At 65.1% G+C, this 23,659-nt stretch carries 22 protein-coding genes; 7 read left to right on the plus strand and 15 right to left on the minus strand.

Annotation, left to right across the window (positions count from 1 at the left end; genetic code table 11):
• Positions 1-7 precede the first annotated feature (7 nt).
• The 5 genes from RJQ10_RS00670 to RJQ10_RS00690 all read right to left on the minus strand — a co-directional run bounded on the left by RJQ10_RS00670 (position 8) and on the right by RJQ10_RS00690 (position 4,538).
• Positions 8-517, minus strand: coding sequence for a P-loop NTPase family protein (locus RJQ10_RS00670; RefSeq protein WP_350142587.1), 510 nt, complete (start codon positions 515-517; stop codon positions 8-10).
• Positions 518-554: 37 nt separating this feature from the next.
• Complete coding sequence (locus RJQ10_RS00675; protein ID WP_350142589.1) at positions 555-1,220, minus strand: hypothetical protein; 666 nt, start codon at positions 1,218-1,220, stop codon at positions 555-557.
• Between the two features lie 19 nt (positions 1,221-1,239).
• On the minus strand, positions 1,240-3,132 hold the full coding sequence (parE, locus tag RJQ10_RS00680; protein WP_350142591.1) for a DNA topoisomerase IV subunit B: 1,893 nt from the start codon (positions 3,130-3,132) through the stop codon (positions 1,240-1,242).
• 90 nt (positions 3,133-3,222) lie between these two features.
• The gene (cpdA, locus tag RJQ10_RS00685; RefSeq protein ID WP_350142593.1) at positions 3,223-4,068 is read right to left on the minus strand and encodes a 3',5'-cyclic-AMP phosphodiesterase; all 846 of its coding nucleotides are present in this window, start codon (positions 4,066-4,068) and stop codon (positions 3,223-3,225) included.
• Positions 4,069-4,079: 11 nt separating this feature from the next.
• Positions 4,080-4,538, minus strand: a complete 459-nt coding sequence (locus RJQ10_RS00690) for a DUF1249 domain-containing protein (RefSeq protein ID WP_350142595.1) — start codon at positions 4,536-4,538, stop codon at positions 4,080-4,082.
• A gap of 205 nt (positions 4,539-4,743) precedes the next feature.
• On the opposite strand from RJQ10_RS00690, the gene RJQ10_RS00695 reads away from it, so the two are divergent.
• A complete protein-coding gene (locus RJQ10_RS00695) occupies positions 4,744-6,165 on the plus strand; it encodes a TolC family outer membrane protein (RefSeq protein ID WP_350142597.1) in 1,422 nt (473 codons plus the stop codon).
• Between the two features lie 40 nt (positions 6,166-6,205).
• A complete protein-coding gene (locus RJQ10_RS00700; protein WP_350142599.1) occupies positions 6,206-6,823 on the plus strand; it encodes a class I SAM-dependent methyltransferase in 618 nt (205 codons plus the stop codon).
• A gap of 6 nt (positions 6,824-6,829) precedes the next feature.
• Here the strand turns inward: RJQ10_RS00700 and RJQ10_RS00705 are convergent, their stop codons facing one another.
• From RJQ10_RS00705 to RJQ10_RS00715, 3 genes are read right to left on the minus strand one after another with little or no spacing between them, the layout of a single operon-like run.
• Positions 6,830-7,909 carry a prenyltransferase/squalene oxidase repeat-containing protein gene (locus RJQ10_RS00705; RefSeq protein WP_350142601.1) on the minus strand — a complete coding sequence of 360 codons (1,080 nt, stop codon included), beginning with the start codon at positions 7,907-7,909 and terminating at the stop codon, positions 6,830-6,832.
• A complete protein-coding gene (locus RJQ10_RS00710) occupies positions 7,906-8,622 on the minus strand; it encodes a class I SAM-dependent methyltransferase (RefSeq protein WP_350142603.1) in 717 nt (238 codons plus the stop codon). The genes RJQ10_RS00705 and RJQ10_RS00710 overlap by 4 nt, the downstream gene beginning before the upstream one ends.
• Positions 8,609-9,904, minus strand: a complete 1,296-nt coding sequence (locus tag RJQ10_RS00715) for a glycosyltransferase family 4 protein (RefSeq protein WP_350142605.1) — start codon at positions 9,902-9,904, stop codon at positions 8,609-8,611. The genes RJQ10_RS00710 and RJQ10_RS00715 overlap by 14 nt, the downstream gene beginning before the upstream one ends.
• A gap of 231 nt (positions 9,905-10,135) precedes the next feature.
• Here RJQ10_RS00715 and rfbA point away from each other — a divergent pair, with 231 nt between their 5' ends.
• The 3 genes from rfbA to RJQ10_RS00730 are packed head-to-tail and all read left to right on the plus strand — an operon-like array spanning position 10,136 to position 12,401.
• Positions 10,136-11,041, plus strand: a complete 906-nt coding sequence (gene rfbA, locus RJQ10_RS00720; protein ID WP_350142607.1) for a glucose-1-phosphate thymidylyltransferase RfbA — start codon at positions 10,136-10,138, stop codon at positions 11,039-11,041.
• Positions 11,031-11,579, plus strand: coding sequence for a dTDP-4-dehydrorhamnose 3,5-epimerase (gene rfbC / locus RJQ10_RS00725; protein WP_350142609.1), 549 nt, complete (start codon positions 11,031-11,033; stop codon positions 11,577-11,579). Before rfbA ends, rfbC begins: the two co-directional genes overlap by 11 nt.
• Positions 11,580-11,624: 45 nt before the next feature.
• A complete protein-coding gene (locus tag RJQ10_RS00730; RefSeq protein WP_350142611.1) occupies positions 11,625-12,401 on the plus strand; it encodes an SDR family NAD(P)-dependent oxidoreductase in 777 nt (258 codons plus the stop codon).
• Positions 12,402-12,419: 18 nt separating this feature from the next.
• Here the strand turns inward: RJQ10_RS00730 and rfbB are convergent, their stop codons facing one another.
• Positions 12,420-13,487, minus strand: coding sequence for a dTDP-glucose 4,6-dehydratase (rfbB, locus tag RJQ10_RS00735; RefSeq protein WP_350142613.1), 1,068 nt, complete (start codon positions 13,485-13,487; stop codon positions 12,420-12,422).
• The gene (rfbD, locus tag RJQ10_RS00740; RefSeq protein ID WP_350142615.1) at positions 13,480-14,361 is read right to left on the minus strand and encodes a dTDP-4-dehydrorhamnose reductase; all 882 of its coding nucleotides are present in this window, start codon (positions 14,359-14,361) and stop codon (positions 13,480-13,482) included. The genes rfbB and rfbD overlap by 8 nt, the downstream gene beginning before the upstream one ends.
• A 199-nt stretch (positions 14,362-14,560) precedes the next feature.
• Between rfbD and RJQ10_RS00745 the strand changes: the two genes are divergently transcribed.
• A complete protein-coding gene (locus RJQ10_RS00745) occupies positions 14,561-15,205 on the plus strand; it encodes a midcut-by-XrtH protein (protein WP_350142617.1) in 645 nt (214 codons plus the stop codon).
• A 44-nt stretch (positions 15,206-15,249) separates the two neighbouring features.
• On the opposite strand, the gene RJQ10_RS00750 is transcribed toward RJQ10_RS00745, so the two are convergent.
• From RJQ10_RS00750 to tfpB, 5 genes are read right to left on the minus strand one after another with little or no spacing between them, the layout of a single operon-like run.
• Positions 15,250-16,485 carry a hypothetical protein gene (locus RJQ10_RS00750; RefSeq protein ID WP_350142619.1) on the minus strand — a complete coding sequence of 412 codons (1,236 nt, stop codon included), beginning with the start codon at positions 16,483-16,485 and terminating at the stop codon, positions 15,250-15,252.
• A 51-nt stretch (positions 16,486-16,536) separates the two neighbouring features.
• Positions 16,537-17,397: an alpha/beta hydrolase gene (locus tag RJQ10_RS00755; RefSeq protein WP_350142621.1), complete on the minus strand. Its 861-nt coding sequence runs from the start codon at positions 17,395-17,397 to the stop codon at positions 16,537-16,539.
• Positions 17,390-18,328 (minus strand): branched-chain amino acid transaminase, encoded by a 939-nt coding sequence (locus tag RJQ10_RS00760; protein ID WP_350142623.1) that lies wholly within the window; start codon positions 18,326-18,328, stop codon positions 17,390-17,392. Before RJQ10_RS00760 ends, RJQ10_RS00755 begins: the two co-directional genes overlap by 8 nt.
• 2 nt (positions 18,329-18,330) lie before the next feature.
• Positions 18,331-21,225 carry a bifunctional [glutamate--ammonia ligase]-adenylyl-L-tyrosine phosphorylase/[glutamate--ammonia-ligase] adenylyltransferase gene (gene glnE / locus RJQ10_RS00765; RefSeq protein ID WP_350142624.1) on the minus strand — a complete coding sequence of 965 codons (2,895 nt, stop codon included), beginning with the start codon at positions 21,223-21,225 and terminating at the stop codon, positions 18,331-18,333.
• Between the two features lie 26 nt (positions 21,226-21,251).
• Positions 21,252-23,030, minus strand: coding sequence for a type IV pilus assembly ATPase TfpB (tfpB, locus tag RJQ10_RS00770; protein WP_350142626.1), 1,779 nt, complete (start codon positions 23,028-23,030; stop codon positions 21,252-21,254).
• Positions 23,031-23,172: 142 nt separating this feature from the next.
• Between tfpB and RJQ10_RS00775 the strand changes: the two genes are divergently transcribed.
• A partial coding sequence (locus tag RJQ10_RS00775) for a TIGR00153 family protein (RefSeq protein WP_350142628.1) occupies positions 23,173-23,659 on the plus strand: 487 nt, incomplete at its 3' end.

The raw sequence follows: 23,659 nt of genomic DNA on the forward strand, positions 1-23,659 counted from the left end.
TCCTGAATCAGCCTGGACGCCCCTGGCTGGCAAGGCGCTCCGCGTTGTCAGTCAGCTCCTGTTTGCGCCGCGGAAACGCCTCGAAGAACTGGCGGTGCGCGGCCAGGGACAGGACATCATCGCGCTCCGGGTATTGCGCAATCCAGTCCAGAAGCATCGGCAGGTTCGCGTCCTGAGCCGCTCGCGAAGGGTATTTATGCGGCTCCCAGGGCCGCGCTCGGGCATTGGCCTGGCACTGCGCCACGGACAGGTTGAGGAAGATCGCCTCGGTGGCCAGTGGCGCCGCCAGTTCCAGCAAATCGGCGTAGCAACCCTCGATCACCCAGGCATCGTGCCCGCCGACAAATTCGTCGATTGCCCGCCCTGACTCGGCCAGGGGCCGGCGCTCGGGCGGTGTGGTCGGCAACCAGGCCAACACATCCAGATCCAGGTGGGCCAGGCCCTGCTCGTCACGCAGGCGCGCCGCAAGGGTGGACTTGCCAGAGCCGGAGTTGCCAAAAACGAGAATTCGCTGCATTGTTCCACCCTGCGCCAGAATCTGGACGCGGCAATTGCTAGGGCTCGATCACCAGGCCGGAGTAGCGCTCGGTCACTTGCATCTCTCCCCCCGGAAACTGAACTGTCTGCTGGCGCAGGCTGGGCAGGCCCGCGTCGTCCAGTTCCAGCCGCGCGGTAGCCGCCGGGCTGCCGGCAACGGTGATCGCGAAGGAAAGCGCCGCGGGCACCTCCTGCCCACCGGCAAAATCGCCGACGGTGACCCATTCGCGAACGCCACCGTTGGCGTGATCGGGAGCTGCGTCCGCGGTAAGGCGCGCCAGGTTGTGCAGGAGCCCCATGCGGGTAAGCCCAACCAGCACCGCTTCTGCCAGGTGTCTGGGCCGTGCCGTGGCAGTGAGTTCATCAGCGCCGCCGAGGGCCATATTGCCGTCCTCCGCGAACAGACCGATGGTCACTGGCTCGCCGCCGAATTCGCCCTGGGCGAACAGATGCAGGGTGTGATTGCCGACACTCCACAGCTTGCCCCGCAGGTCTGCCGCCAGGGCGCCCTCGGCAGTGATGTGAAAGTCGAGGCTAACAGATTCCGCCGCCAGCAAGCGCGCTTCCAGCTGCGCGAAGGCCGCGGCCGGCGCCGGGTCCCCTGCTCGTCCCGGCGGGGACAGCAGCGCAACGACCAATGCCAGACTGCCGGCAACCCAACCCAAGCCATGGCGATGCTTCATATCGGCGCTCTCCCCCGGTTCAGATAACTGCAATGTCCGCCAGATCGCCCTTGCTTTCCAGCCAGGCCTTGCGATCGCCGGCGCGCTTCTTGGCCAGCAGCATGTCCAGCATGCTATTGGTGCCATCGCCCGCATCCAGTACCAGCCGCACCAGGCGCCGGGTGTCCGGGTCCATGGTGGTCTCGCGCAACTGCAGCGGGTTCATCTCCCCCAGCCCCTTGAAGCGCTGGACGTTGATCTTGCCTTTCTTCTTTTCCGCTTCGATACGATCCAGTACGCCCTGTTTTTCACTCTCATCGAGAGCGTAGTAGACCTCCTTGCCGACGTCGATCCGGTACAGGGGCGGCATGGCCACATAGACATGGCCCGCGGCCACCAGCGGCCGGAAGTGGCGCACGAACAGGGCGCAGATCAGGGTGGCGATGTGCAGGCCATCGGAATCGGCATCCGCCAGGATGCAGACCTTGTGGTAGCGCAGGCCGGAGAGGTCGTCACTGGCCGGGTCCATGCCGATGGCGATCGAAATGTTGTGCACCTCCTGGGAGGCGAGGATCTCCTGGGAGTCCACCTCCCAGGTGTTCAGGATCTTGCCGCGCAGGGGCAGGATGGCCTGGAATTCGCGGTTGCGGGCCTGCTTGGCGGAGCCGCCGGCGGAATCCCCCTCGACCAGGAACAGTTCTCCCCGGGTCGGGTCCTCACCGGAGCAGTCCGCCAGCTTGCCCGGCAGGGCGGGACCGGAGGTGACTTTCTTGCGGGTCACCTTGCGCGCGGTGCGCAGTCGGTTCTGGGCGCTGTTGATGCACAGCTCGGCAATGCGCTCGGCTTCCCCGGTGTGCTGGTTCAGCCACAGGCTGAAAGCGTCCTTGGCCACGCCGGAGACAAAGGCCGCCGCCTCGCGGGAGGACAGCCGCTCCTTGGTCTGGCCGGAGAACTGCGGGTCTTCCAGCTTGACCGAGAGGATGTAGCAGCAGCGGTCCCAGATATCGTCCGGCGCCAGCCGCACACCGCGCGGCAGCAGGTTGCGCAGTTCACAGAATTCCCGCACCGCGTCCAGCAATCCGGTACGCAGGCCGTTGACGTGGGTGCCGCCCTGCGCGGTGGGGATCAGGTTGACGTAGGATTCGGCGATAACTTCCCCGCCCTCGGGCAGCCACTGCACCGCCCAGTCCGCCGCCGCGCTGCTGCCGCTGAAGCTGCCGACAAAGGGCTGCTCGGGCAGGCAGGGATAGTCGATGGTGGCGTCGCAGAGGTAGTCGGTGAGCCCGTCCTCGTAATACCACTCCTCGGTCTCACCCTTTTTCTCGTCGAGAAAGGTCACCCGCAGGCCGGGACACAGCACCGCCTTGGCCCGCAGCACATGCTGCAGCCGGGGCACGGAGAAATTCACCGAATCAAAATATTGCGCGTCGGGCATGAAACGGATGGAGGTGCCGGTGTTGCGTTTGCCGCAGCTGTCGATGACCGCCAGTTCGCTGGATTTTTCACCGCCGGCAAAATCCATGCGGTACACACTGCCATCGCGGCGGATGGTGATTTCCAGCGCCTGCGACAGGGCGTTGACCACGGAGACGCCCACGCCGTGCAGGCCGCCGGAGAACTGGTAGTTCTTGTTGGAAAACTTGCCGCCCGCATGCAGGGTGCAGAGAATGACCTCCACTCCCGGCTTGCCCTGGCCGGGGTGGATATCCACCGGCATGCCTCGGCCATCGTCGCTGACGCTGATGCCACCATCGCGATGCAGGATGACGTCGATACGCGTGGCATGTCCGGCGAGCGCCTCGTCGACGCTGTTGTCGATAACTTCCTGTGCCAGGTGGTTGGGACGGGTGGTGTCGGTGTACATGCCGGGGCGCTTGCGCACCGGCTCCAGTCCGGTCAGGACTTCGATATCTTCCGCGGTGTAATTGCTCATTCCTGCCTGTGGTTTCCTGAATCTGCGTTAGTCGGGGCGGGTGCATTGTACCCCAGCGCCGGCAGCTTGCAGACTCTTGCGCAGGAACGGCTACAAATAGCCCCGGGAATCCAGGTCCACGTGGAAAGTGACGCCCTCCACCCGGGAGACGCCGGTTTCGATCCGGCCATCCGCATGCAGCTCCAGCCAGCGGTACCCGGGCGCCGCGGCATCGGCCTTGAAAACATCGCTGCCGGGGGCGAACTGGACGCAGGTGGACGGCGAGGCCATCAGCTTGCGCCCCTCCCACTCGCGGTCGACCTGCTGGTGGATATGGCCCCAGATTACACCCCGCACCCCGGGATAGTCCGCGAGTACCGCAAACAGGTCCCCGGCATCTGCGACCATCTGTTCATCCAGCCAGCGACAGCCAATGGCGACCGGCTGGTGATGCAGACAGACCAGGCTGAACAGCTGTTCGCGGGCGGCTTCGTCGAGCGCCTCGCGCAGCAGCCCCAGCTGGCCTGTGCCCAGCCGACCACCTACCTGGCCCGGAACCTGGGAATCCAGCAGCACCAGCTGCCAGCGGCCAAGGCGAATATCGTTGCTGAGCAGGGTACCGTCCGTATCGACCTGCGCCATCTTGTCGCGGTCATCGTGGTTCCCCGGCAACCAGAACTGGGCCGGAGATAGCTGGGCGAAATAGTGGCGGAGGCGCTGGTAGGCCTCAAGGTAACCGTGGTCGGACATATCGCCGGTGCCCAGCAGGGCATCGATTCGCGGCTGTTCGGCTCGGGCCTGGCGAATCACCGCCTGCAGGGAGTGGTCGGTGTCCATACCCAGCAGGCTGCCGCCGGATTCGCGGCACAGATGGGTATCCGTGAGCTGCAGCACCCGTACCGTGTCAGTGCTGACTGCGACCCGGTGGCACCGGCGAGCCGGGGTAGAAACGGTCATGCCATCTGCCGTCAGCGCCCGGCGTGCCGGGGCATGACCGGCTGCTGGCTGCGCCCGTTGGCAAGGCAGTGTTCCAACCAGTCACCCAGGAACCGGTTTTGCTGCAACTTTTCGTCCTGCTGGAACATGTGGGGGTTGGGGTAGGTGTAACGTGGCTGGATCTGGCTCTGCGCCTGGAAAGCGCCCACCTCCAGCATGCCGGCATCGTGATAGGCACGGACGTCAATATTGAGGCGCCGCAGCCAGCGCGCCTCGCCGTGACTCTGGTGCAGGCGGAAAAAAGTGGTGTAGCGGCTGCGCTCGAGAATCTCCAGACGGACGCGGGCCTCGGCGACGGCGAACTCGCGGGAATTGACCTGTTCGTAGTCGGGGAACAGGCGCAACAGACGGGCATAGTTGGCCTCGCACAAGGCATGCAGGCGCGCCAGATCCATCTTGAAAGGCCGTTTTCTGGCCCGTTGTAAGGTCATTTCCTACCCCGGCTGGAGAAAACTATTGCTACGTGACAAACGCTGGCTGCAGCGCCCGACCCGCTGGGAAGCCAGAGTGTAGCATTGGTAATAACAGAATCTCTGAGTATATTACCCATTTTGCGACGTGGTTAACGCATGCGCAGCGGGACGCAGACTGCTACACTCGCTCCCGTTAACGCTCCAGCATGGTTGAGGATTCAGGATGAACAAGACAGGAGCCGCACTGCTGGTGCTGGCACTCTCCTTCGGTATGGCACCTGCGGGCGCAGAGTCACTGCGTGATATTTACGAGCTTGCCCTGGCCAATGATGCCCAGTTGAAGGCCGAAGAGGCACAGTACCGGGCCAGCCTCGAGACCGAAAAACTCGGGCTGGCGGGCTTGCTGCCGCAGGTGAACGCAAACTACGACTACACCGATTTCGACCAGAGCAGCACCGGGGAAAGTTTCTCTCTGGATGGGGGCCTGGGGGGCGGAGTCACCGCGGTGCAGACCATCACCGACATCGATACCACCAGCAAGGGCTATCAGGTGAGCCTGAGCCAGGCCCTGTTTGACCTGCCTGCCTGGTTTACCTTCCAGTACGGCAAGGAATTCAGCCGGCAGGCGGAGGCTACCTTTGCCGCCAACCAGCAGAACCTGATCGTGCGGGTGGCCGAGGCCTACCTGCTGGTGTTGCGGGCCCAGGACAACCTCGAGGCGTCGCGGGCACAGGAACGCGCTTTCGAGCGGCAACTGGAGCAGACCCAGCAACGTTTCGAGGTCGGCCTGATCGCCATCACCGATGTCTACGAAGCCCAGGCTGCGCGCGACCTGGCCGAGGTCAACCGCATAGTCGACGAAAACAATGTGGCAGTGGCCCTGGAGCGGCTGTCGGTGCTGACCGGCCGGGAGCACAGCAACCTGAATGTGCTCGACGAAGGTTTCAGCGCCACACCGCCCGAACCCGCCGATCGCACCGCCTGGGTGGACTTCGCCCTGGAGAACAACTTCAGCCTGCAGGCTGCGCGCTACGCCGAAGAGGCGGCACGCCAACTGGCCAAGGCCAACCAGATGGAGCATACGCCGACACTCAGCGGCAGCTATACCTACTCGGACTACGACACTGATGGCACCCTGCGGCGGAACCCGTCGACCGGTTTTGACACGTCACCCAACAGCGACGAGGACAACAACACCTGGCAGATCCGCCTGGATGTGCCTCTCTTCAGCGGGGGTGCGGTGAGCGCCAACCGCCGCAAGGCAGCGCAGGAATTCAACGCCGCGCGGGAAAACCGTATCAACCTGTCGCGCAATACCGTCACCAATGCCCGCTCCCTGCACATGACCGTGGTCAGCGACGTGTCACGGGTTGCTGCCCGCGCGCAGGCCATCGTCTCCTCGCAAAGTGCGCTGGATGCCACCCAGGCCGGCTATGAAGTCGGCACCCGCAATGTCGTGGATGTACTCAACGCGCAAAACACTTTGTTCGCTGCCCAGCGCGACTATGCCAACAGCCGCTATGACTACATCCTCAACAGCATGCGCCTGAAGGAACAGGCCGGCCTGCTCAGCCCCGAGGACATCTTCAGCCTGGACGCCATGATGGCACCACCGCCGCCGCCCACAGCGAGCACCTCCCCCTGATCGGGCCCACGCCCGGCTGCGGCCGGGCGCCCACAGCCTCATGATCCCGCAGCTCCCCCCCGACATCGACACCATCAAGGGATTCCTGCTGCCCGCGGAAGCGGAAACGCTGTATCGCCGGGCGCTGGCTGCCAGCGCACGTGGACCGTTGCTGGAAATTGGCAGCTACTGCGGCAAGTCGACAATCTATCTTGGCCTGGCGGCCCGCCAGCACCACGGCACCGTATTCGCCCTGGACCACCACCGCGGCTCGGAGGAGCACCAGCGCGGGGAGATGTTCCACGACCCGGCGCTGTATGATGCCGATCTGGCGCTTGTCGATACCTTTCGCGAGTTTCGCCGCAACATCAGCCGCGCCGGCCTGGACGACGTCGTGGTGCCCATCGTCGCCGGTTCCGCAGCTGCAGCACGGCACTGGCAGACGCCACTGGCGATGCTGTTTATCGACGGCGGGCACAGCCTCGATGCAGCGTTGACAGATTACCGCTGCTGGGCCGGACACCTGCAGCGCGAGGGGATTCTCGCCATTCACGATGTCTACCCGGATCCCGCTGCCGGCGGGCAGGCCCCCAGGGCAATCCATCGCCTGGCGCTGCAATCGGGCTTGTTTACCCACTGTGAACAGGTCGATAGCCTGGCCATACTGCGCAGGCTTTGAACTCGGCTACTGGTCCCGGCGCAGGCGCTGGCCCGCTGCCAGCGGCGGCGACTGCAGCAGCTCAACCCGGGTGAACAGGTCTGCCGCTGCGGTGTAACCCGTCAGGGCATCCGCGGCCAGCAGAATGGCTGCGGCTGTCCAGGTGGGCTGCTCCTCCGGCCACAGCAGATCCTCCGCGAACTGGTAGCCGGTCCAATAGGCGCCGTCATCCGTGCGCCACTGGTGGAGCCAGCTGTAAAGCTCCACCGCCCGCGCATGATCGCCCGCCGCCAACAGCGCCATGACCAGTTCACAGGATTCCGCCACCGTCACCCAGGGCTCGTCGGCGACACAGCGACAGCCCAGACCGCTGTGCACGAATTCGTCCCAGCGCGCTGCGAGACGGGCCCTGGCCGGGGCGCCCTGCACGGCGCCGCTGAGCACCGGGTAGAACCAGTCCATGGAATAGCGCGCCTTGCTCTCCCAGCTGCGGTCGAAACGCTCGGGCCGAGAACGCAGGGCGGTGCCGAGACTGGTGCGGGCCAGGTACCAGTGCGACCGCTCCTCGCCCAGGGTCAGCGCTATATTGCAGGCGCATTCCAGGCTCTTGTAGATGGAGCTGCAGCCGGTCACCAGTGCATCGCGCAAGGGCGCACCTGCGGTATCCACCGCCCAGTCTATCTCCCCGTGAGCACTCTGCAGGCGCAGGACAAAACCAATGGCGCCGTCCACCACCGGCCACATTTCACGCAGGAAACCGGTATCGTGGGTTATCAGGTAGTGGTGCCAGACACCGGTGGCGATGTAGGCGACAAAGTTGCTTTCCCGGCGGTGATCGTTGTCGACGATGTCGCCCCGGTAGGACGCCCACCAGCTGCCGTCGGGCAGCTGCAGACCGGCGAGCCAGCGGTAGGCGCGCACCGCTGCCGCATGTTCGCCGCCGATGGACAGGCCCATGGCCGCTTCGACATGATCCCAGGGATCGGTATAGCCACCCGGGAACCAGGGTATCTCGCCGCTGGACTTCTGGGTTGCCAGCAGGAAATCCACGGTCGGGCGCAGGAACTCCTGCGGGAACAGGCCGCGGCTGAGATAGAGCCCACTCACTGGCTACCCTCCAGGCGGAAATAAAATACTACGCTCTTGCCCATGATCGGGTTCAGCCACTGCTCCAGGGTGCGGGTGAACCACGGCGCCTGCAGCAGGTCCCAGACCAGCAACTTGTGATACTGGCGCACCAGCCAGTGCTGCTCGCCTTCCCGCCAGAACAGGCAGCGCAGCCACCAGTAGGGGCAGTGCAGGGCGTGCGCGCCGTGGCGGTGAAAACCCACGAAATCCCGCCGCTCGATCTCTGCCCACAGGCGCCCGCCGCGAAAAATCCGCAGATGCCCCCCGGGGGTCTGGTGGTAGCGCTTGCTGAGCGCCCAGCACAGACGCTCGGGCCAGCGCCTGGGCACGCTGACGCAGAGCAGGCCGGCGGGCTTGAGTACCCGGCGGATTTCCCCCAGCGCGGCGCGATAGTCGGGAATGTGCTCCAGCACCTCGGAGCAGATCACCTTGTCAAAACTGGCATCGGCAAAGGGCAGGGATAGCGCCGAACCCTCGACAAGATCCAGCTGTTTGCGCTCATTGCCCGCCTCCTCGAACCCGGCGAATCGCTCCTGCGCCGTGCGTAAATCCCTGTGCGACAGGTCGACGCCAACCGCATGCACTTCGCCCAGGACATAGGCGGAGATCACGTGCCGGCCCTCGCCACAGCCCAGGTCCAGCACCCGCTCTCCCGACTGCAGGGGAAAGTAGCGGAAATCAACCGTTTGCATCGGCAATAACCTTGAGATAGTAGTCGGCCATCGCCCGGGCGCACACCTGCCAGCTGAAGCGTTCCAGAATGCGCTGGCGGCCGGCAAGACCCAGCTGGGCGCGTTGCTGCGGATTCTGCAACAGGGCTTCGATGGCCTGCTCCAGGGCGTCGGCGTCGCGAACCGGTACGATGATACCCGCCTCGCCCACCACTTCCGGCAACGCACCGCCGTCCGTGGAGATCACCGGCACCCCGCAGGCCATGGCCTCGCCAGCGGGCAGACCGAAGCCCTCGTAGATAGAGGGCACCACGGCGATACTGGCCTCGGCGTAGTAGCGGACCATCTCGGCCGTGGCTATGCCGCTGACAAAGCGAATATTCGCCTCGATCCCAAGGCGTTTGATCAGGCGCTCGGTACGGCCACCGGGCTGGAGCTTGCTGACCACCAGCAGCTCCAGCTGCGGGTGCCGGGGCAACAGGCGGGCGAAGGCCTGCAGCAGGTAACGCAGACCCTTGAGCGGGGCATCCGCCGACGCCGTGGCCATGATTCGCAGGGGATTGCGCTCCACCCCGGGCAGGGGGCGATATTCCCCGGTGTCGATCCCGTTGTGAACCAGCGCAATACCCGCTGGCTGCAGGCCGAAGTCGCGGGCGATGTCCTGCCGCGAGTAGTCCGAAACCGTAACCACATGGCGCAGCTGCTTGATGACCTTTTTCTGCATGACCAGGAATGAGTGCCAGCGGCGAATCATGAGCCGCTGGTACCAGCGCGGCGCGGCGCTGAGGGCGATGCGCAGATCGCTGGTAATCGGGTGGTGCACCGTGGTGACCAGTGGCAGCCCCATGGCCTGCAACTGCACCATGCCGTAGCTCAGGCTCTGGTTGTCGTGAATCAGGTCATAGTCCCCGCGGTGTTGACGCAGATAGCGCACCGCCCGGCGGCCGAAGGTATAGGGCTCGGCGAAGCCCCCGGTCAGCTTGCTGGTCCATTCGATGATATTGCTCAGGGATCCCAGGTGATGCGGCCGCAAGGAATGCAGCCCGTTTTCGTACAGGTCCAGGCTCGGCAGCCTGATCAGCCTCACCCGGGGATCGACCTCGGGATAGGGAGGACCGGAAATCACGTCCACCGAGTGCCCCGCGTCCACCAGCGCCCTGCTCAGGTACTTGATATAGACGCCCTGCCCGCCGGCATGGGGCTTGCTGCGGTAGCCCAGCAAGGCAATGCGCAGCGGGCGGCAGGCCGAGGCCGGTGCGGCAGGGCAGCTTTCCGCCACCACGCCGGGAGCCAAATCGCTCACTGCTGTATCCAGATGCCTGATAACGGCGTCCCTTTAACGTTAACCGGTGGGGAAACGGGCAAGACCCTCGCAAGGTAGACAAATGCGCAATACCCAGCCGCGAATTCTACCAGCCAAGTGCGCCGCTGCACCAGTCCCACAACCGGTCAGTACAGGCCAATGCCCGCGGCTTATCGTAATTTGACTGCCTTTTCCCGTATAATCGCCGCTTTTCTTCCAGCCGGAGCTGGTATGGCCGCGACCAATTACAAGGGCATCATTCTCGCCGGCGGTTCGGGTACCCGGCTGCACCCGCTGACCAGCACAGTCAGCAAGCAATTGATGCCGGTGTACGACAAGCCGATGATCTACTACCCACTGGCAACCCTGATGCTGGCGGGCATCCGCGACGTCCTGGTGATCACCACACCACGCGACCAGGCGGCTTTCGCCGACCTCCTCGGCGACGGCAACCGCTGGGGTATCAACATCAGTTACACCGTGCAGCCCAGCCCGGATGGTCTCGCCCAGGCGTTCCTGCTGGGGGCGGAGTTCATCGACCGCGATCCAGTGGCCCTGGTACTGGGCGACAACATTTTCTACGGTGGCGGCTTCACCCAGAGCCTGCGCAACGCCGCGGGGCGGGACCGCGGCGCCTCCGTGTTCGCCTACTATGTACAGGATCCGGAGCGCTACGGGGTTGTCAGCTTCGATTCGTCCGGGGCCGCGATCGATATCGAGGAGAAGCCCGCCCGGCCCAAATCCCACTACGCGGTAACCGGCCTGTATTTCTATGACAACGACGTCATCGATATCGCCCGCAGCATCCGCCCCTCCTCCCGCGGAGAGCTGGAAATCACCGACGTCAACAATGCCTACCTGGCTCGCGGCGATCTGCAGGTGGAGGTCATGAGCCGCGGTACCGCCTGGCTGGATACCGGCACCCACAATTCTCTGCTGGATGCCGCCAACTTCATCCGCGTGGTGGAAGAGCGGCAGGGGCTCAAGATCGCCTGTCCGGAAGAGATCGCCTTTCGCATGGGCTACATCGATGCCGGGCAACTGCTGGCGCTGGCGGCGCCGCTGGAAAAAAGCGGCTACGGCCTTTACCTGCGGCAGTTGCTGGAACAGGACGGGGTGCTCAGCAATGATCTTTGAGCCCACGCCCCTGGCGGGCGTGTACCTGCTGCAGCCGAAGGTTTTCGGCGACGAACGCGGCTTTTTCCTGGAGAGCTGGAACGCGGAGACGTTTCGCGCGGCGGGCTTTGACCTGGAGTTCGTTCAGGACAACCACAGCCGTTCAGCGCACGGCATCCTGCGGGGCCTGCACTTCCAGACCGAACAGCCCCAGGGCAAGCTGGTGCGGGTCACCTCCGGCGCCGTGTTCGATGTCGCGGTGGACCTGCGCCGCTCCTCGCCGACCCTGGGGCAGTGGTACGGGGCTGAACTCAGCGCCGCGAACCATCGCATGCTGTGGGTGCCACCGGGCTTTGCCCACGGCTTCTACGTCCTGACCGGACACGCCGATTTCCAGTATAAATGCACCGAGTACTATCACCCTGCCAGCGAAGTATCCCTGGCCTGGGACGACCCGACGGTGGGGATTGCCTGGCCCCTGCCGGCGGGTGACCAGCCGCGGCTGTCGGCCAAGGACGCGGCCGGGCTGGCCTGGGCGGACCTGCCCCTGTTCGACTGACGCCCGGCCATCGACCAGACAGGCTTTAATCGACGAGGAGATACCATGACCAGGGATTACTTCCGGCTACAGGGCAAGACGGCTCTGATTACTGGCGCTTCCAGTGGACTCGGCGCGCACTTTGCCGGGGTGCTGGCGGAAGCGGGGGCGACAGTGGTGCTGGCGGCGCGGCGCAGCGACAAACTTGCGGAGCAGGTTGCCACGATAGCGGACAGCGGCGGCGTGGCCTCGGCGGTGTCCATGGACGTTACCGACCCCGGCAGCGTGGACGGCGCTTTCACCCGGATTGCCGACGATATCGGCAATATCGACATACTTGTCAACAATGCGGGAGTGGCCGACGACCCGACCCGTTTCCTGGATACCGGTGAGGAAGAGTGGCAACGGATAGTCGAGACCAATCTCAACGGCGCCTGGCGAGTGGCGCGCGCCGGCGCCCGGCACATGGCCGCGGCGGGGACGGCGGGCAGCATCGTCAATATCGCTTCCATCTACGGCCTGCGCACCGGCGCCATGAAGGTGGCCTACAACGTGTCCAAGGCCGGTGTTGTGCAGCTCACCAAATCCATGGCTGTAGAGCTCTGCCGCGAGCAGATCCGGGTCAATGCCCTGTGCCCGGGCTGGTTCCTGACCGACATCAACCGGGAGTACTTCGAGTCGGAAAGGGGAGAGCGCTATATCCGGACCATCCCGGCACGGCGGATGGGGGCAATGACAGACCTGACTGCGCCGCTGCTGCTGCTCGCGAGCAACGCCGCCGGCGGCTACATGACCGGTAGCGTGCTCACAGTTGATGGCGGACTGCTGGAATCACCTGTCTGAGCGAGCCCGCGTTGGCGACTAGTCCGGTAACAGCGGTCGCCACCACTCCTCATTGTCCAGGTACCAGTCGATAGTGCGACGAATACCGGTCTCGAAGGTTTCAACCGGTGCGTAACCCAGTTCCCGGCTGATCTTGCTGGCGTCAATGGCGTAGCGCCAGTCATGGCCGGCCCGGTCTTCGACAAAACGGATCAGGTCGCGGGCGCTGCCACCACCGGCTGCGGGCGCCCGGGGAAAGCGATCAGCCAGGGTTCCTTCAGCGCGGAAGCGTTGATCCAGTTCGTCGCACAGCAGTTCGACAATCGCCAGGTTGCGCCACTCGTTGTTGCCGCCGATATTGTAGCTTTCGCCGACGACCCCATCCTGCACCACGAGATCAATGCCCCGACAGTGGTCCTCCACGTAAAGCCAGTCGCGGATGTTGCTGCCATCGCCATACACCGGTAGCGGCAGTCCGCGCAGGATATTGGTCAGGCACAGGGGGATCAGCTTCTCGGGGAAGTGAAAGGGGCCGTAATTGTTGGAGCAGTTGCTGGTGGTCACCTGCAGCCCATAGGTGTGCTGGTAGGCGCGCACCAGATGGTCGGATGCCGCCTTGCTGGCGGAGTAGGGCGAGTTCGGCTGGTACTGCTGGGACTCATGAAAACCCGGATCCGCGGGCGCGAGGGAGCCGTAGACCTCGTCGGTGGAAACATGATGAAAACGGTGGGGCAGCGCTTGCGCACCGCCCAGCCAATACTCCCGTGCCGCCTTCAGCAGGCTGTGGGTTCCCACTATATTGGTTTCGATAAATGCATCGGGGCCGGAGATGGAACGGTCCACATGGCTCTCCGCGGCAAAATGCACCAGCGTGTCCACGGCGTGCTCCCGCAGCAGCGAGAGCACCTGCGGATAGTCACAGATATTGGTGTGCGCGAAACAGAACCCGGGGGAACCTTCCAGTCCGGCGAGATTCGCGCGATTGCCGGCATAGGTCAGGGCGTCCAGCGCCACGATGCGGTCAGCCGGATAGCGCTGGCGCCAGTAGCGGACGAAATTGGCGCCGATAAAGCCGGCGGCGCCGGTCACCAGCAGTGATCTAGCCATCGCCGTGTTCCTTGAGATCCTGCAGCATGGCGCGCAATTGTACCCGCCAGTGCTCTGGCGCCATATCGAAATCCTCCCAGGTCTGTTGCTTGTCCAGCACACTGCAGGCGGGCCGCCGGGCCGGCGTAGGATACTGGCTGGCGGGGATCGGCTGTATCGCCGGGCTGCGGGACAGCAGGCCCCCCGCCAACCCCTCCTCGGCAATCGCCACCGCGAAGTCGTACCAGCTGCAGACGCCGGCATCGCTCCAGTGGTACACGCCCTGCAGCAGGGGCCGTTCCGCCGCCGCCCACAGTGCCCGCGCCAGACCCCGGGCCCAGGTGGGGGTGCCGACCTGGTCGCAGACCACCGCCAGACTTTCCCGCTCGACCATCAGGCGCAGCATGGTCTTGACGAAATTGCCGCCAAAGCGGGAATAGACCCAGCCGGTGCGCAGGATCAGCGCCCGGGGGTGGGCAGCCAGTACCGCGCGCTCACCCTCCAGCTTGCTGCGCCCATAGGCACCCAGCGGTCGTGGCGTGGCGTCGGGACGGTAGGGATGCCCGGATTCGCCATCGAAGACAAAATCGGTGGAAACATGCACCAGACCGGTACCGGTACTGGCGCAGGCAGCGGCCAGGTTTGCCGCGCCCTCGGCGTTGATCTGCAGCGCCAGGGACTCTTCCCCCTCGGCCCGGTCCACCGCGGTGTAGGCAGCCGCATTGAAGACCCAGTCCGGACGCAGTTCACCGAAAACGCGGCGCACCTCTTCCGCCCGGGTGATATCCAGTGCGCCACGATCCAGGCTGACCAGCGCCACGCCCGCCGGCGCCGTCAGTTGCAACTCGCGGCCCAGCTGGCCACCGGCTCCGGTTATCAGGACTGTTGGGGTCACGCAATCTCCTCGACGGGGCGGCCCGGGGGCCGCGGCAAAAGGGCGCCCTATGGTAAAGGCTGGGCCGGGGGATTCCCAGTGTCAGCCGATGCGCCGCAGTCGCGCTGCCCCGGGGCACCGCCCGCAAAAGTCTGTTTGCAGTTAACCTGGGACAAGACTAAGCTTGCCAACTAACGGTTGATAACAAGCTGGGGCGCCCATGACACTTTTAGCCAACGCACTTTCCTGCCGTAGTCTGCGTCGGGAGCACATCCTTGGACTGGCGGCCCTGGTCACAGGCAGTGGCGCCTGGGCCGGAACACCGTCCGGCGGCAGCATCACCTATGGCCCGCTGTCAGCAGCGGCTGTTCCCACCATGGGCGGTTTTGCGCTGATCCTGCTGGCTGTACTGATGCTGTTGGCGGTCGCGAGACTGCTCAGGGACCGGCAACTGAACGGCAGCCAGTTCATGCTCGCGGCGCTGGTCACCGGCGCCATTGCCAGCGGCGCCAGCGGCATCAGGTTGGTATCGGAGGCCTATGCAGACCGGCTGCCCAATCCGGTCTCCCTCGACAACCCCGCCGGCGGCACCCGGCTTCTGGGCCCTGATTTGAACTGCGTCACCAACAGCACCGGGATCGCCCAGCAAATCCTCGATATCCAGCTCGGGGGGCTGATCGCCAATAACGGCGGCGGCCCGATCAATGGCGGCATGGAGAACGGGGGCGCCAGCTATGAATGCCCCGATGGCTCGATTGACAACGCCGGCACGATGCCGGTGCCGGAGTGTTCCGATGCTCCCCCGACGGTCCTGCAGCCCGACGGTACCTGCGCTGTCTTCAACTCCGTCGTACTGCTTCCCTGATCGGCTGACCAATGAGCGCTCCCGCAGCACCAACGGGAGCGCAATCACTCCTCCTGCGGCAAGCGGAACAGCATGTCATCCGTGGTGAACTGCCAGTAATGCAGGGTACTTAACCTCAGCTCATCAATACCGCGGTAGTCCGCTTGCAACCATACCGGCCCCATATGTGACAGGGTCACCTCGTCCCGGTACACCTGCCCGCCCTCACGCCAGCCTTCCACCATCAGGGTCTCGCCCTCCGCCCGTTCCCAGGCCACGCCGAAATAGGCTCCCACGAAGTCAAACAGCTGCCCCGGACGCAAGCTGGACACTCTGGCCGGATACCCGGAACTGTTGTAAGCCACACCCTCGCCGCTGGCGAGCACATTAACGTAGCCCGGCCCCCGGTAATGCTGATTGTGGATGGCGAGCAGGTAGTCAAACGCGAGACCGCGATATCCCACCGGGAGCTTCTCGATGACCGAACGTTCAAGATCATCGAAATCCAGCATCACGGGGGTTGGCAGCGCTTGCCTCGCGACACGCTGCGGATTGAGCGCGCCCAACTGTACCGGAGCATCCCGCACCGCAAACTGGTGCAGCGCTGGGGCCGCCGGCCCCGCCGCCGAGACCAGCCGCCAGTCGCCGGGCCAGGTCGGGAAGCTGAACGTGCCCGCCGCGTCCACCAGAACGGCGTTGCGGCTGCCATCAGGTGCCACAACCAACATCGCACCAGCGTCCGCGGCCTCGCTACCGAACACCGTGAGCACCGGAGCCAGCCCGATTACCGGGGGCGGTGACGTGGTCACCATCCCCGCGGGCGTACCCGGGCGGTGCTCGAAGCGGGCACTGTGAGTGCTGGAGCCGCTGGTGACCTCCCAGCCCGGGGGCAGCTGCAGTTCGAAGCGGTAGTCGCGGTCGGGTTCGCCAATGTCAGCGTCGGCGTTGTCCGCGGAGACACCAAAATTGGCATAGCCGTTGATGTTGGTACGCTGCATGCGCAGGCTGCCGTCGGGCCGCTCGACCAGGATGGCGACGGCGGCCATCGGCGCATCACCGGGGTCAAGCACCCCGTCCCGGTTGCGATCCCGGTAGGCGAACACTGAAAGGTTCATGGTGCCTGGCTGGCCCTGTGCCCAATCGCGCCGTGGATACCAGTCGGTATCGCGACTGATATCGGGGACTGTGGCCGGAGCGGGAGTCGGCGATGCGGTGAGCGTCGCCGGTCGCTGCAGAAACACATACCACAGGAGAACGGCCGAAGCGGCGAAAACGGCAAGGGCAACGACAGGACGATTCATTTCGGACTCCCGCTCAAGCGGCCCGGGACCATGCGAACGGGTGGCAGCGACTCAACTGCGCGCCTGCAACCACCCGGCCAGATGCTCCAGCACCTGCAGGCGCTCGGGCTCGTTGAAAATTTCATGGTAGAGGCCGGGATAGACCTGCAGGGTCACGTCCTGTGACCCCACGCCGGCGCAGAATGCTTCGGAACCGGCCGGCGCGGTCATCACGTCGGCCTCCCCGTGCATGACCAGCAGCGGCAGGATGATTTCCCCGCTGCGCGCGTTGACCTGGCGCATGGTGGCAAACAGTTCCGCCACCAGCCGCGCGCTGACCTTGCCGTGGTGCACCAGTGGGTCTGCCTCGTAATCGGCAACCACCCGGGGATCCCGACTGACCTGGCTGGCGTCCAGCTTGAGCATGCCGAGGGTGGGCCAGAGGCGGGCGAGGATACGATTGATCCACAACAAGGGGGCGGGTGGCGGCTCTGCCACCGCGAGTGCGGGGCCAGACAGGGCCGCCCCGCTGAACCTGGCCTGGGCGTCCAGCAACAGGCGTGCAGCGATCAAACCACCGAGACTGTGGCCCACCAGAAAACAGGGCAGCGAAGGGTACCACTGCCCAATCAACTCTCGCAGCTGCAGGAGGGGATCCAGATACTCGCTGAACGTACCAATGTGCGCGCGGTGCCCGGGGGACTGGCCATGCCCGATGTGATCGGGCGCCACCACCGCATAGCCCCGGGCGCAAACGACGTTGGCAAAGGCCTGATAGCGCCCGCCGTGCTCGCCGAGCCCGTGGGCCAGCAGGATAACCCCGCGAGCTTCCGCGGCAGGGGGCCAGTGGCGATAAAACACGCCTCCCGGCAACTGTGCTTCCTGCGCCACGGCTACCCCCATGGCACCGGCCGCGGCCCCGGACTCAGGCAACGGGAGTCAACCACTCCGGGTGCTGGGGCCGATTACCGCGCACCGAGTCGAAGTACATGGTCTGCAGCTTTTCCGTCAGCGGGCCGCGGGAACCAGTGCCGATCCGGCGACCGTCCAGCTCCCGGATGGGTACCACTTCGGCGGCGGTACCGGTGAAGAAGGCTTCATCGGCGATGTACACCTCGTCGCGGGTAATGCGCTTCTCGCGGATCTCGTAACCCAGCTCCGCCGCCAGGGCAAAGATCGTGTTGCGGGTAATACCGTCCAGACAGGAAGTCAGGTCCGGGGTATACACCTGGCCGTCGCGCACCACGAATACGTTCTCGCCGCTGCCCTCGGCCACATAGCCCTCGTTGTCCAGCATCAGCGCTTCTTCCGCGCCGCTGTCCAGCGCCTCGCGCAGGGCCAGCATGGAGTTGATGTAGTTGCCGTTGGCCTTGGCCTTGCACATGGTGATATTGACGTGGTGGCGGGTGTAGGACGAGGTACGCACCTTGATACCGCGGTCGCGCGCTTCCGGGTCCATGTAGGAGGGCCATTCCCAGGCCGCTACCATGACGTGGGTCTTCAGGCCGTCAGCGCGCAGGCCCATCCCCTCTGAACCCAGAAAGCACATGGGCCGCAGATAGGCCTCGCTGAGACCGTTCTCCCGCACCACAGTCCGCTGGGCCTCGTTCAGGGTATCCTTGTCGAAGGGCATTTCCATACGCAGGATATGCGCCGAGCGGAACAGCCGGTCCGTGTGCTCCTTGAGCCGAAACACGCAGGTGCCGTGATCGGGAGTCCGGTAGGCCCGTACGCCCTCGAATACGCCCATGCTGTAGTGCAGGGTGTGGGTGAGGACATGGACCTTGGCTTCGCGCCAGGGCACCAGCTCGCCGTCCAGCCAGATAACCCCGTCCCGGTCTGCAAAATTCGGTGTTGCACTCATGTTCAGTCCCGCTGTCCTGTTGATTCGTCCTGTGTCCCGAAGAGGCGCTGCCACACGGTTTTCACACTGGCCCGCTGTTCGCCATAGTCATCCCCGGCGACCCGGCCGGGGAGCTGCTGCAGCGCGAGTTGATGAGCGACCGACCGGAAAGCCAGATAGGCCTCGATCAGTGCCTTGCTCTCGCTCTGCGTGAGCAGGCCAGACCCGGACAGGGTTTCCAGAATGCGAATGTTGTCCGACCAGCGCGCCAACTCGGGCACGCGATGAGACCACGCCAGAACCGCATATTGCACCATAAATTCAATATCAACGATACCACCGGCGCTCTGTTTGAGATCAAAATCATGGCCCTCGGGCGGCCGCGCTGGCAGCAGTTCCTTGCGCATGCGCTCGCGCATGGCGACCACTTCCGCACTCAGGGCGGCTTCGTCCCGGGTCCGGCCGAGAATATCCCGGCGCACGGCATCGAAGCCGGCGCCGACTGCCGGGTCGCCGGCCACCAGCCGCGCCCGCACCAGGGCCTGGTGCTCCCAGGTCCAGGCGGTTTCCTCCTGGTAGCTGCGGAAACCCTTCAGGCTGCTGGCCAGCAGGCCTGATGCGCCGGAGGGCCGCAGCCGCATATCGACCTCGTACAGCTGGCCCATGGCCATGCGGGTTTCCAGAATATGAATGATGCGCTGGCCCAGGCGGGTATAGAACTTGACGTTGTCGATACTGCGCTCGCCATCGGTGACGCCCTGCACGTCCGCGTCGTAGATGAATACGAGGTCCAGGTCGGAGCTGTAGCTGAGCTCTATCCCACCCAGCTTGCCGTAACCGAATATGGCGAAGCCATAGCCCTCGGAATCGCGCTGCGGCTGGCCGAAGCGGGCGGTGAGATCGCTCCAGGCCACAGCCAGGACCTGCTCCAGGATCACCTCGGCTATCCAGGTGAGGTTGTCGCTGACCCGCATCAGCGGCAGGCGCCCGACCAGCTCGCTGGCGGCGACCCGCAGCACATGGGACGCCTTGAAATAACGCAGGGCATCCATCTGCGCTTCCAGATCACCGGGCTGCAGACGGGCCACCTGCTGACGCAGTCCGGTACCCAGCAGCGCCTTGTCCGGCGCGTTGTAAAGGCTGCCGCGGTCCAGCAGCTCGTCCAGCAGCACCGGATGGCGCTCCAGCTGCTCCGCGATCCAGGGGCTGGCGTTGCACAGCAGCACCAGCTCCGCCAGCGCCGGCGGATTCTCCAGTAACAGCGCCAGATAGGCGCTGCGGCGCAGCACCGCGGTAACAAAGGGCAGGGTGCGCAACAGGGCCCGGTCCGGGTTGTCCGCTTCGGCGCAGGCCAGCAACAGGCGCGGCATGAACTGCTGCAGCCGATCCTGGCCCTCCGCCTGCAGGGTGCTCACCCGGGTGCTCTGCTGCAGCGCCTGCAGCTGCTCCAGGCTGGAGGCGGCCTCGCGATACCCGAGACTCGCGAGAGTATCCTCATCCAGATCCTCACCCCAGGGTGGCAGCTCCTCTGCAGCGTCCTCCTGCTCGTCCTCCGGTGCCGCAATGAGGTCGCGGAAATGTGCCGCAACCCGCTCGCGGTGCCCGGCCAGTGCCGCCAGATAACCGTCCCAGTCCGCAAACCCCATCACCGTCGCCAGCGCCAGCCGCGCCAGCGCATCCGCCGGCAATGCCTGGGTCTGCTGGTCCTGATAGCCCTGGATCCCGTGTTCGCTGTCGCGCAGGAACAGGTAGGCAGCGCGCAACTCGGCAACTGTGGCTGCCGGCAGGCAGCGGAGGGCAACGCACTCTTCGAGCACCTGCAGCAACTCGCGCTGCTGCAGGCCCAGATCGCGCCCGCCGCGGATCAGCTGGAAGCACTGGGCAATGAACTCCACCTCGCGGATGCCGCCGTGGCCCAGCTTGACGTCTTCCTGCAGGCCGCGGCGCCGCACTTCGCTGTTGATCATCTGCTTCATGCTGCGCAGGCTCTCGATGACGCCGAAGTCGACATAGCGCCGGAACACGAAGGGGCGCAGCATGGCCGTCAGCTCGGCGCCGCGGGCAGGGTCCCCGCTCACGGGCCTGGCCTTGATCAAGGCGTAACGCTCCCAGTCCCGGCCCTGATCCTGGTAGTACTCCTCCAGGGCGGCGAAATTGAGCGCCAGCGAACCGCTCTCACCGTAGGGACGCAGGCGCATATCGACCCGGAACACAAAGCCGTCCACGGTAACCTGGTCCAGGGCGCTGATCAGGCCCTGTCCCAGCTTGGTGAAAAACTCCGAATTGCTGATGCTGCGGCGCTCGCCGTCGGTCTCTCCGGACTCCGGATAGGCGAAAATGAGGTCTATATCGGAGGAGACATTCAGCTCCCCGGCCCCCAGCTTGCCCATGGCGATGACAATCAGCTGCTGGGCTTCCCCGCTGTGCCGGCCGCGGGGCACACCGAAGCGGGCCTGTAGCTGCTGCTGCAGTTGCGCCTGGGCCAGGACGATGCAGGCCTCCGCCAGGGCCGAGGTGTCGCGCACGGTCTCCAGGGTGTCAGACTCGCGACAGAAATCGCGCCAGACGATGCGCAGCATGTGCCGCGTCCGAAAACGGCGCAGCACCGGATTGAGCTCTGCCCCCGGCTCCGCCAGCCGCTGTCCCAGTTCTGCCTGCAACTCACCGGGATGCAGGCTGCGTTGCAACAGCCCCTCCTCCAGCAGGGCGGACAGCAGCCGCGGCTGGCGCCGGACCAGGCCCGCCGCGAAGGGGCTGCAGGCCAGCACCCGGGCCAGCGCGGGCGCGATCTCCGGGTGCGCGGCCAGGGCCGCCGTCAGGCCTGAGACGGCCGCCGCGTCCTGGTGGTCGAGAATATGCTGCCACGCGGTGCCAGCGGCGGCGGCCAGTTCGGCGGGCAAACCAGCGCTGTCAATCATGGTGGCAGCTGTCCCGGCTGTGGTCATCAGGCGTCGAACATGGGCGCCACCCGCATGACCTCTTCAATGGTGGTCTGTCCTGCGGCAACCCGGGCGGCGCCGGCCAGGCGCAGGGTGCGCATACCCTCGTCCATGGCGACACTGCGGACCTCGCGCGACTCCATCTGCGGGGTGATACAGGTCGCGACGGCGGGGCTGTTGACCAGCAGTTCATAGATACCCTGGCGACCCATGTAACCGGTCTCCCGACAGGCCTTGCATCCCACCGGACGAGCGGTCTGCCCGGGTGCCGGCAACTTGAACGGGTGCACCAGCTGCTCCCAGGCATCGAGATCCGTGGGCGCGGACACCTTGCAGGCGCTGCAGAGAATGCGCACCAGCCGCTGGGACATGATCCCCCGCAGCGTAGCCTTGATCAGGTAGGCGGGCATGCCCAGCTCCAGCAGGCGGGCGACCGAGCCCGGGGAGTCATTGGTGTGCAGCGTGGACAGTACCAGGTGACCGGTCAGGGCCGCCTGTACCGCCATGTGTGCGGTCTCCAGATCGCGGATTTCGCCGACCATGATGATGTCGGGATCCTGCCGCATCAGGGCGCGCACGCCGGAGGAGAAATCCAGCTTGATACCGTGATTGACCTGCATCTGGTTGAAGCTGTCCTCCACCATTTCAATCGGATCCTCAATGGTGCAGACATTGACTTCCGGCGTCGCCAACCGACGCAGAGTGGAATAGAGGGTGGTGGTCTTGCCGGAACCCGTGGGGCCAGTGACCAGCACGATGCCGTTGCCGGAGGCGGTCATTGCCTGCCAGCGCCGCAAATCCTCATCCTCCAGCCCCAGCTCGGCAAAACTCTTCTGCAGCAAATCCGGATCGAAGATCCGCATCACCAGCTTTTCCCCGAACGCGGTCGGCAGGGTGGAAAGGCGCAGCTCGACTTCGCCGCCAGCGGGGGAGCGGGTCTTCAGGCGCCCGTCCTGGGGCCGGCGCTTTTCCGCCACGTCCATGCGCCCCAATATCTTGATCCGGCTGGTGACCGCAGCGCAGACCTGCTGCGGCAACTCATAGACACTGTGCAGAACACCGTCTATGCGAAACCGCACGTGGCCCTGGTCGCGCCGGGGTTCGATGTGAATGTCCGAAGCGCGCTGCTCAAAGGCGTACTGCAGCAGCCAGTCGACAATATTGACGATATGCTGGTCATTGGCGTCGGGCTCCTTCGTCGAGCCCAGTTCCAGCATCTGCTCCAGGTTGGCGACACCGGGTGCCGCTCCCGGCGCCGCGCTACTACTGCGAGCGCCGCGCACCGAGCGCGCCATGCTGTAAAACTCAGCGGTATGGCGAATAATGTCCCGCGGGTCGGCCAACACGCGCCGGATACGCTTGCGCAGCACGTGCTCCAGATTGCGCTCCCAGCCGCGAATCCAGGGCTCCGCGCTGGCGATCACCACCTCTTCCTCGGTGACGTCCACCGCCAGAATGCGGTGGCGCTGGGCAAAGGCGCGCGACATGACCTCGGCAATCGCACCCACCTTGATCTTCAGCGGATCGATTTCGTGCACTGCCTGGCCGCTGCGCTCCCCCAGCCAGTGGAGCAGGAAATCCATGTCCAGAACCTTGCCGGTGCGGGAGGTATCGGGAATTTTCTGTTCCGCCAGGAACACCAGCGGATGGACGCTGCCAATACTGACTCCAGCCAGCCGCTCGCGATCAGCTTCGGCAAGATGACCGGACGCATGCAGCTCGACTACCAGGGTATACAGGTCAAGGGGCCGTTCGGCATACTCCGGGCCGAATTTCGCGTTCATGAATTGGGGCCTCGCGGGGTCCATCTGCGGCTGTTGGCCCATGCTATCACAGCCGCGGGCCCGGGCGAGGGCGCCTCCGGCCCAGTGTGACAGACGCCCACCCCTCCCCTATACTTCGCGCCTGCATCCAGGGGAGGCCACCATGCCCAGCTCGAATCCACTAAGCAGCCTGTTCGGCAGGTCGCCGATCAGACCCATCCAGGAACACATGCAGGTCGCGAATGACGCCGCGCAGCTGCTGCCGGCTTTTGTCGAGGCCTGCCAGAGCGAAGACTGGGACCAGGCCAAGGAGATCTTCAAGCGTATCAGTGACGCCGAGCAGGAAGCGGACAAGCTCAAGCGCTCCGTCCGCCGCCACCTGCCCAACAGTCTGTTCCTGCCCGTCCCGCGCACAGACCTGCTCGAGCTGGTCACCATCCAGGACCATGTCGCCAATACCGCCAAGGATGTCGCCGGCCTGATGCTGGGGCGCGAGATGCAGTTCCCCGGCAAGCTGGAAAAGCACCTGTTCGAGTTCGTCCGCGCCTGCACCGCCACCTGTGAGCAGGCCCTGGTAGCGATTCGCGAGCTGGACGAGCTGCTGGAGGTGGGATTCAGTGGGCGCGAAGTGGTCCATGTCGAGGGCCTGA

It is taken from the genome of Haliea sp. (assembly GCF_040222615.1).
Taxonomy (GTDB): Bacteria; Pseudomonadota; Gammaproteobacteria; order Pseudomonadales; family Halieaceae; genus Haliea.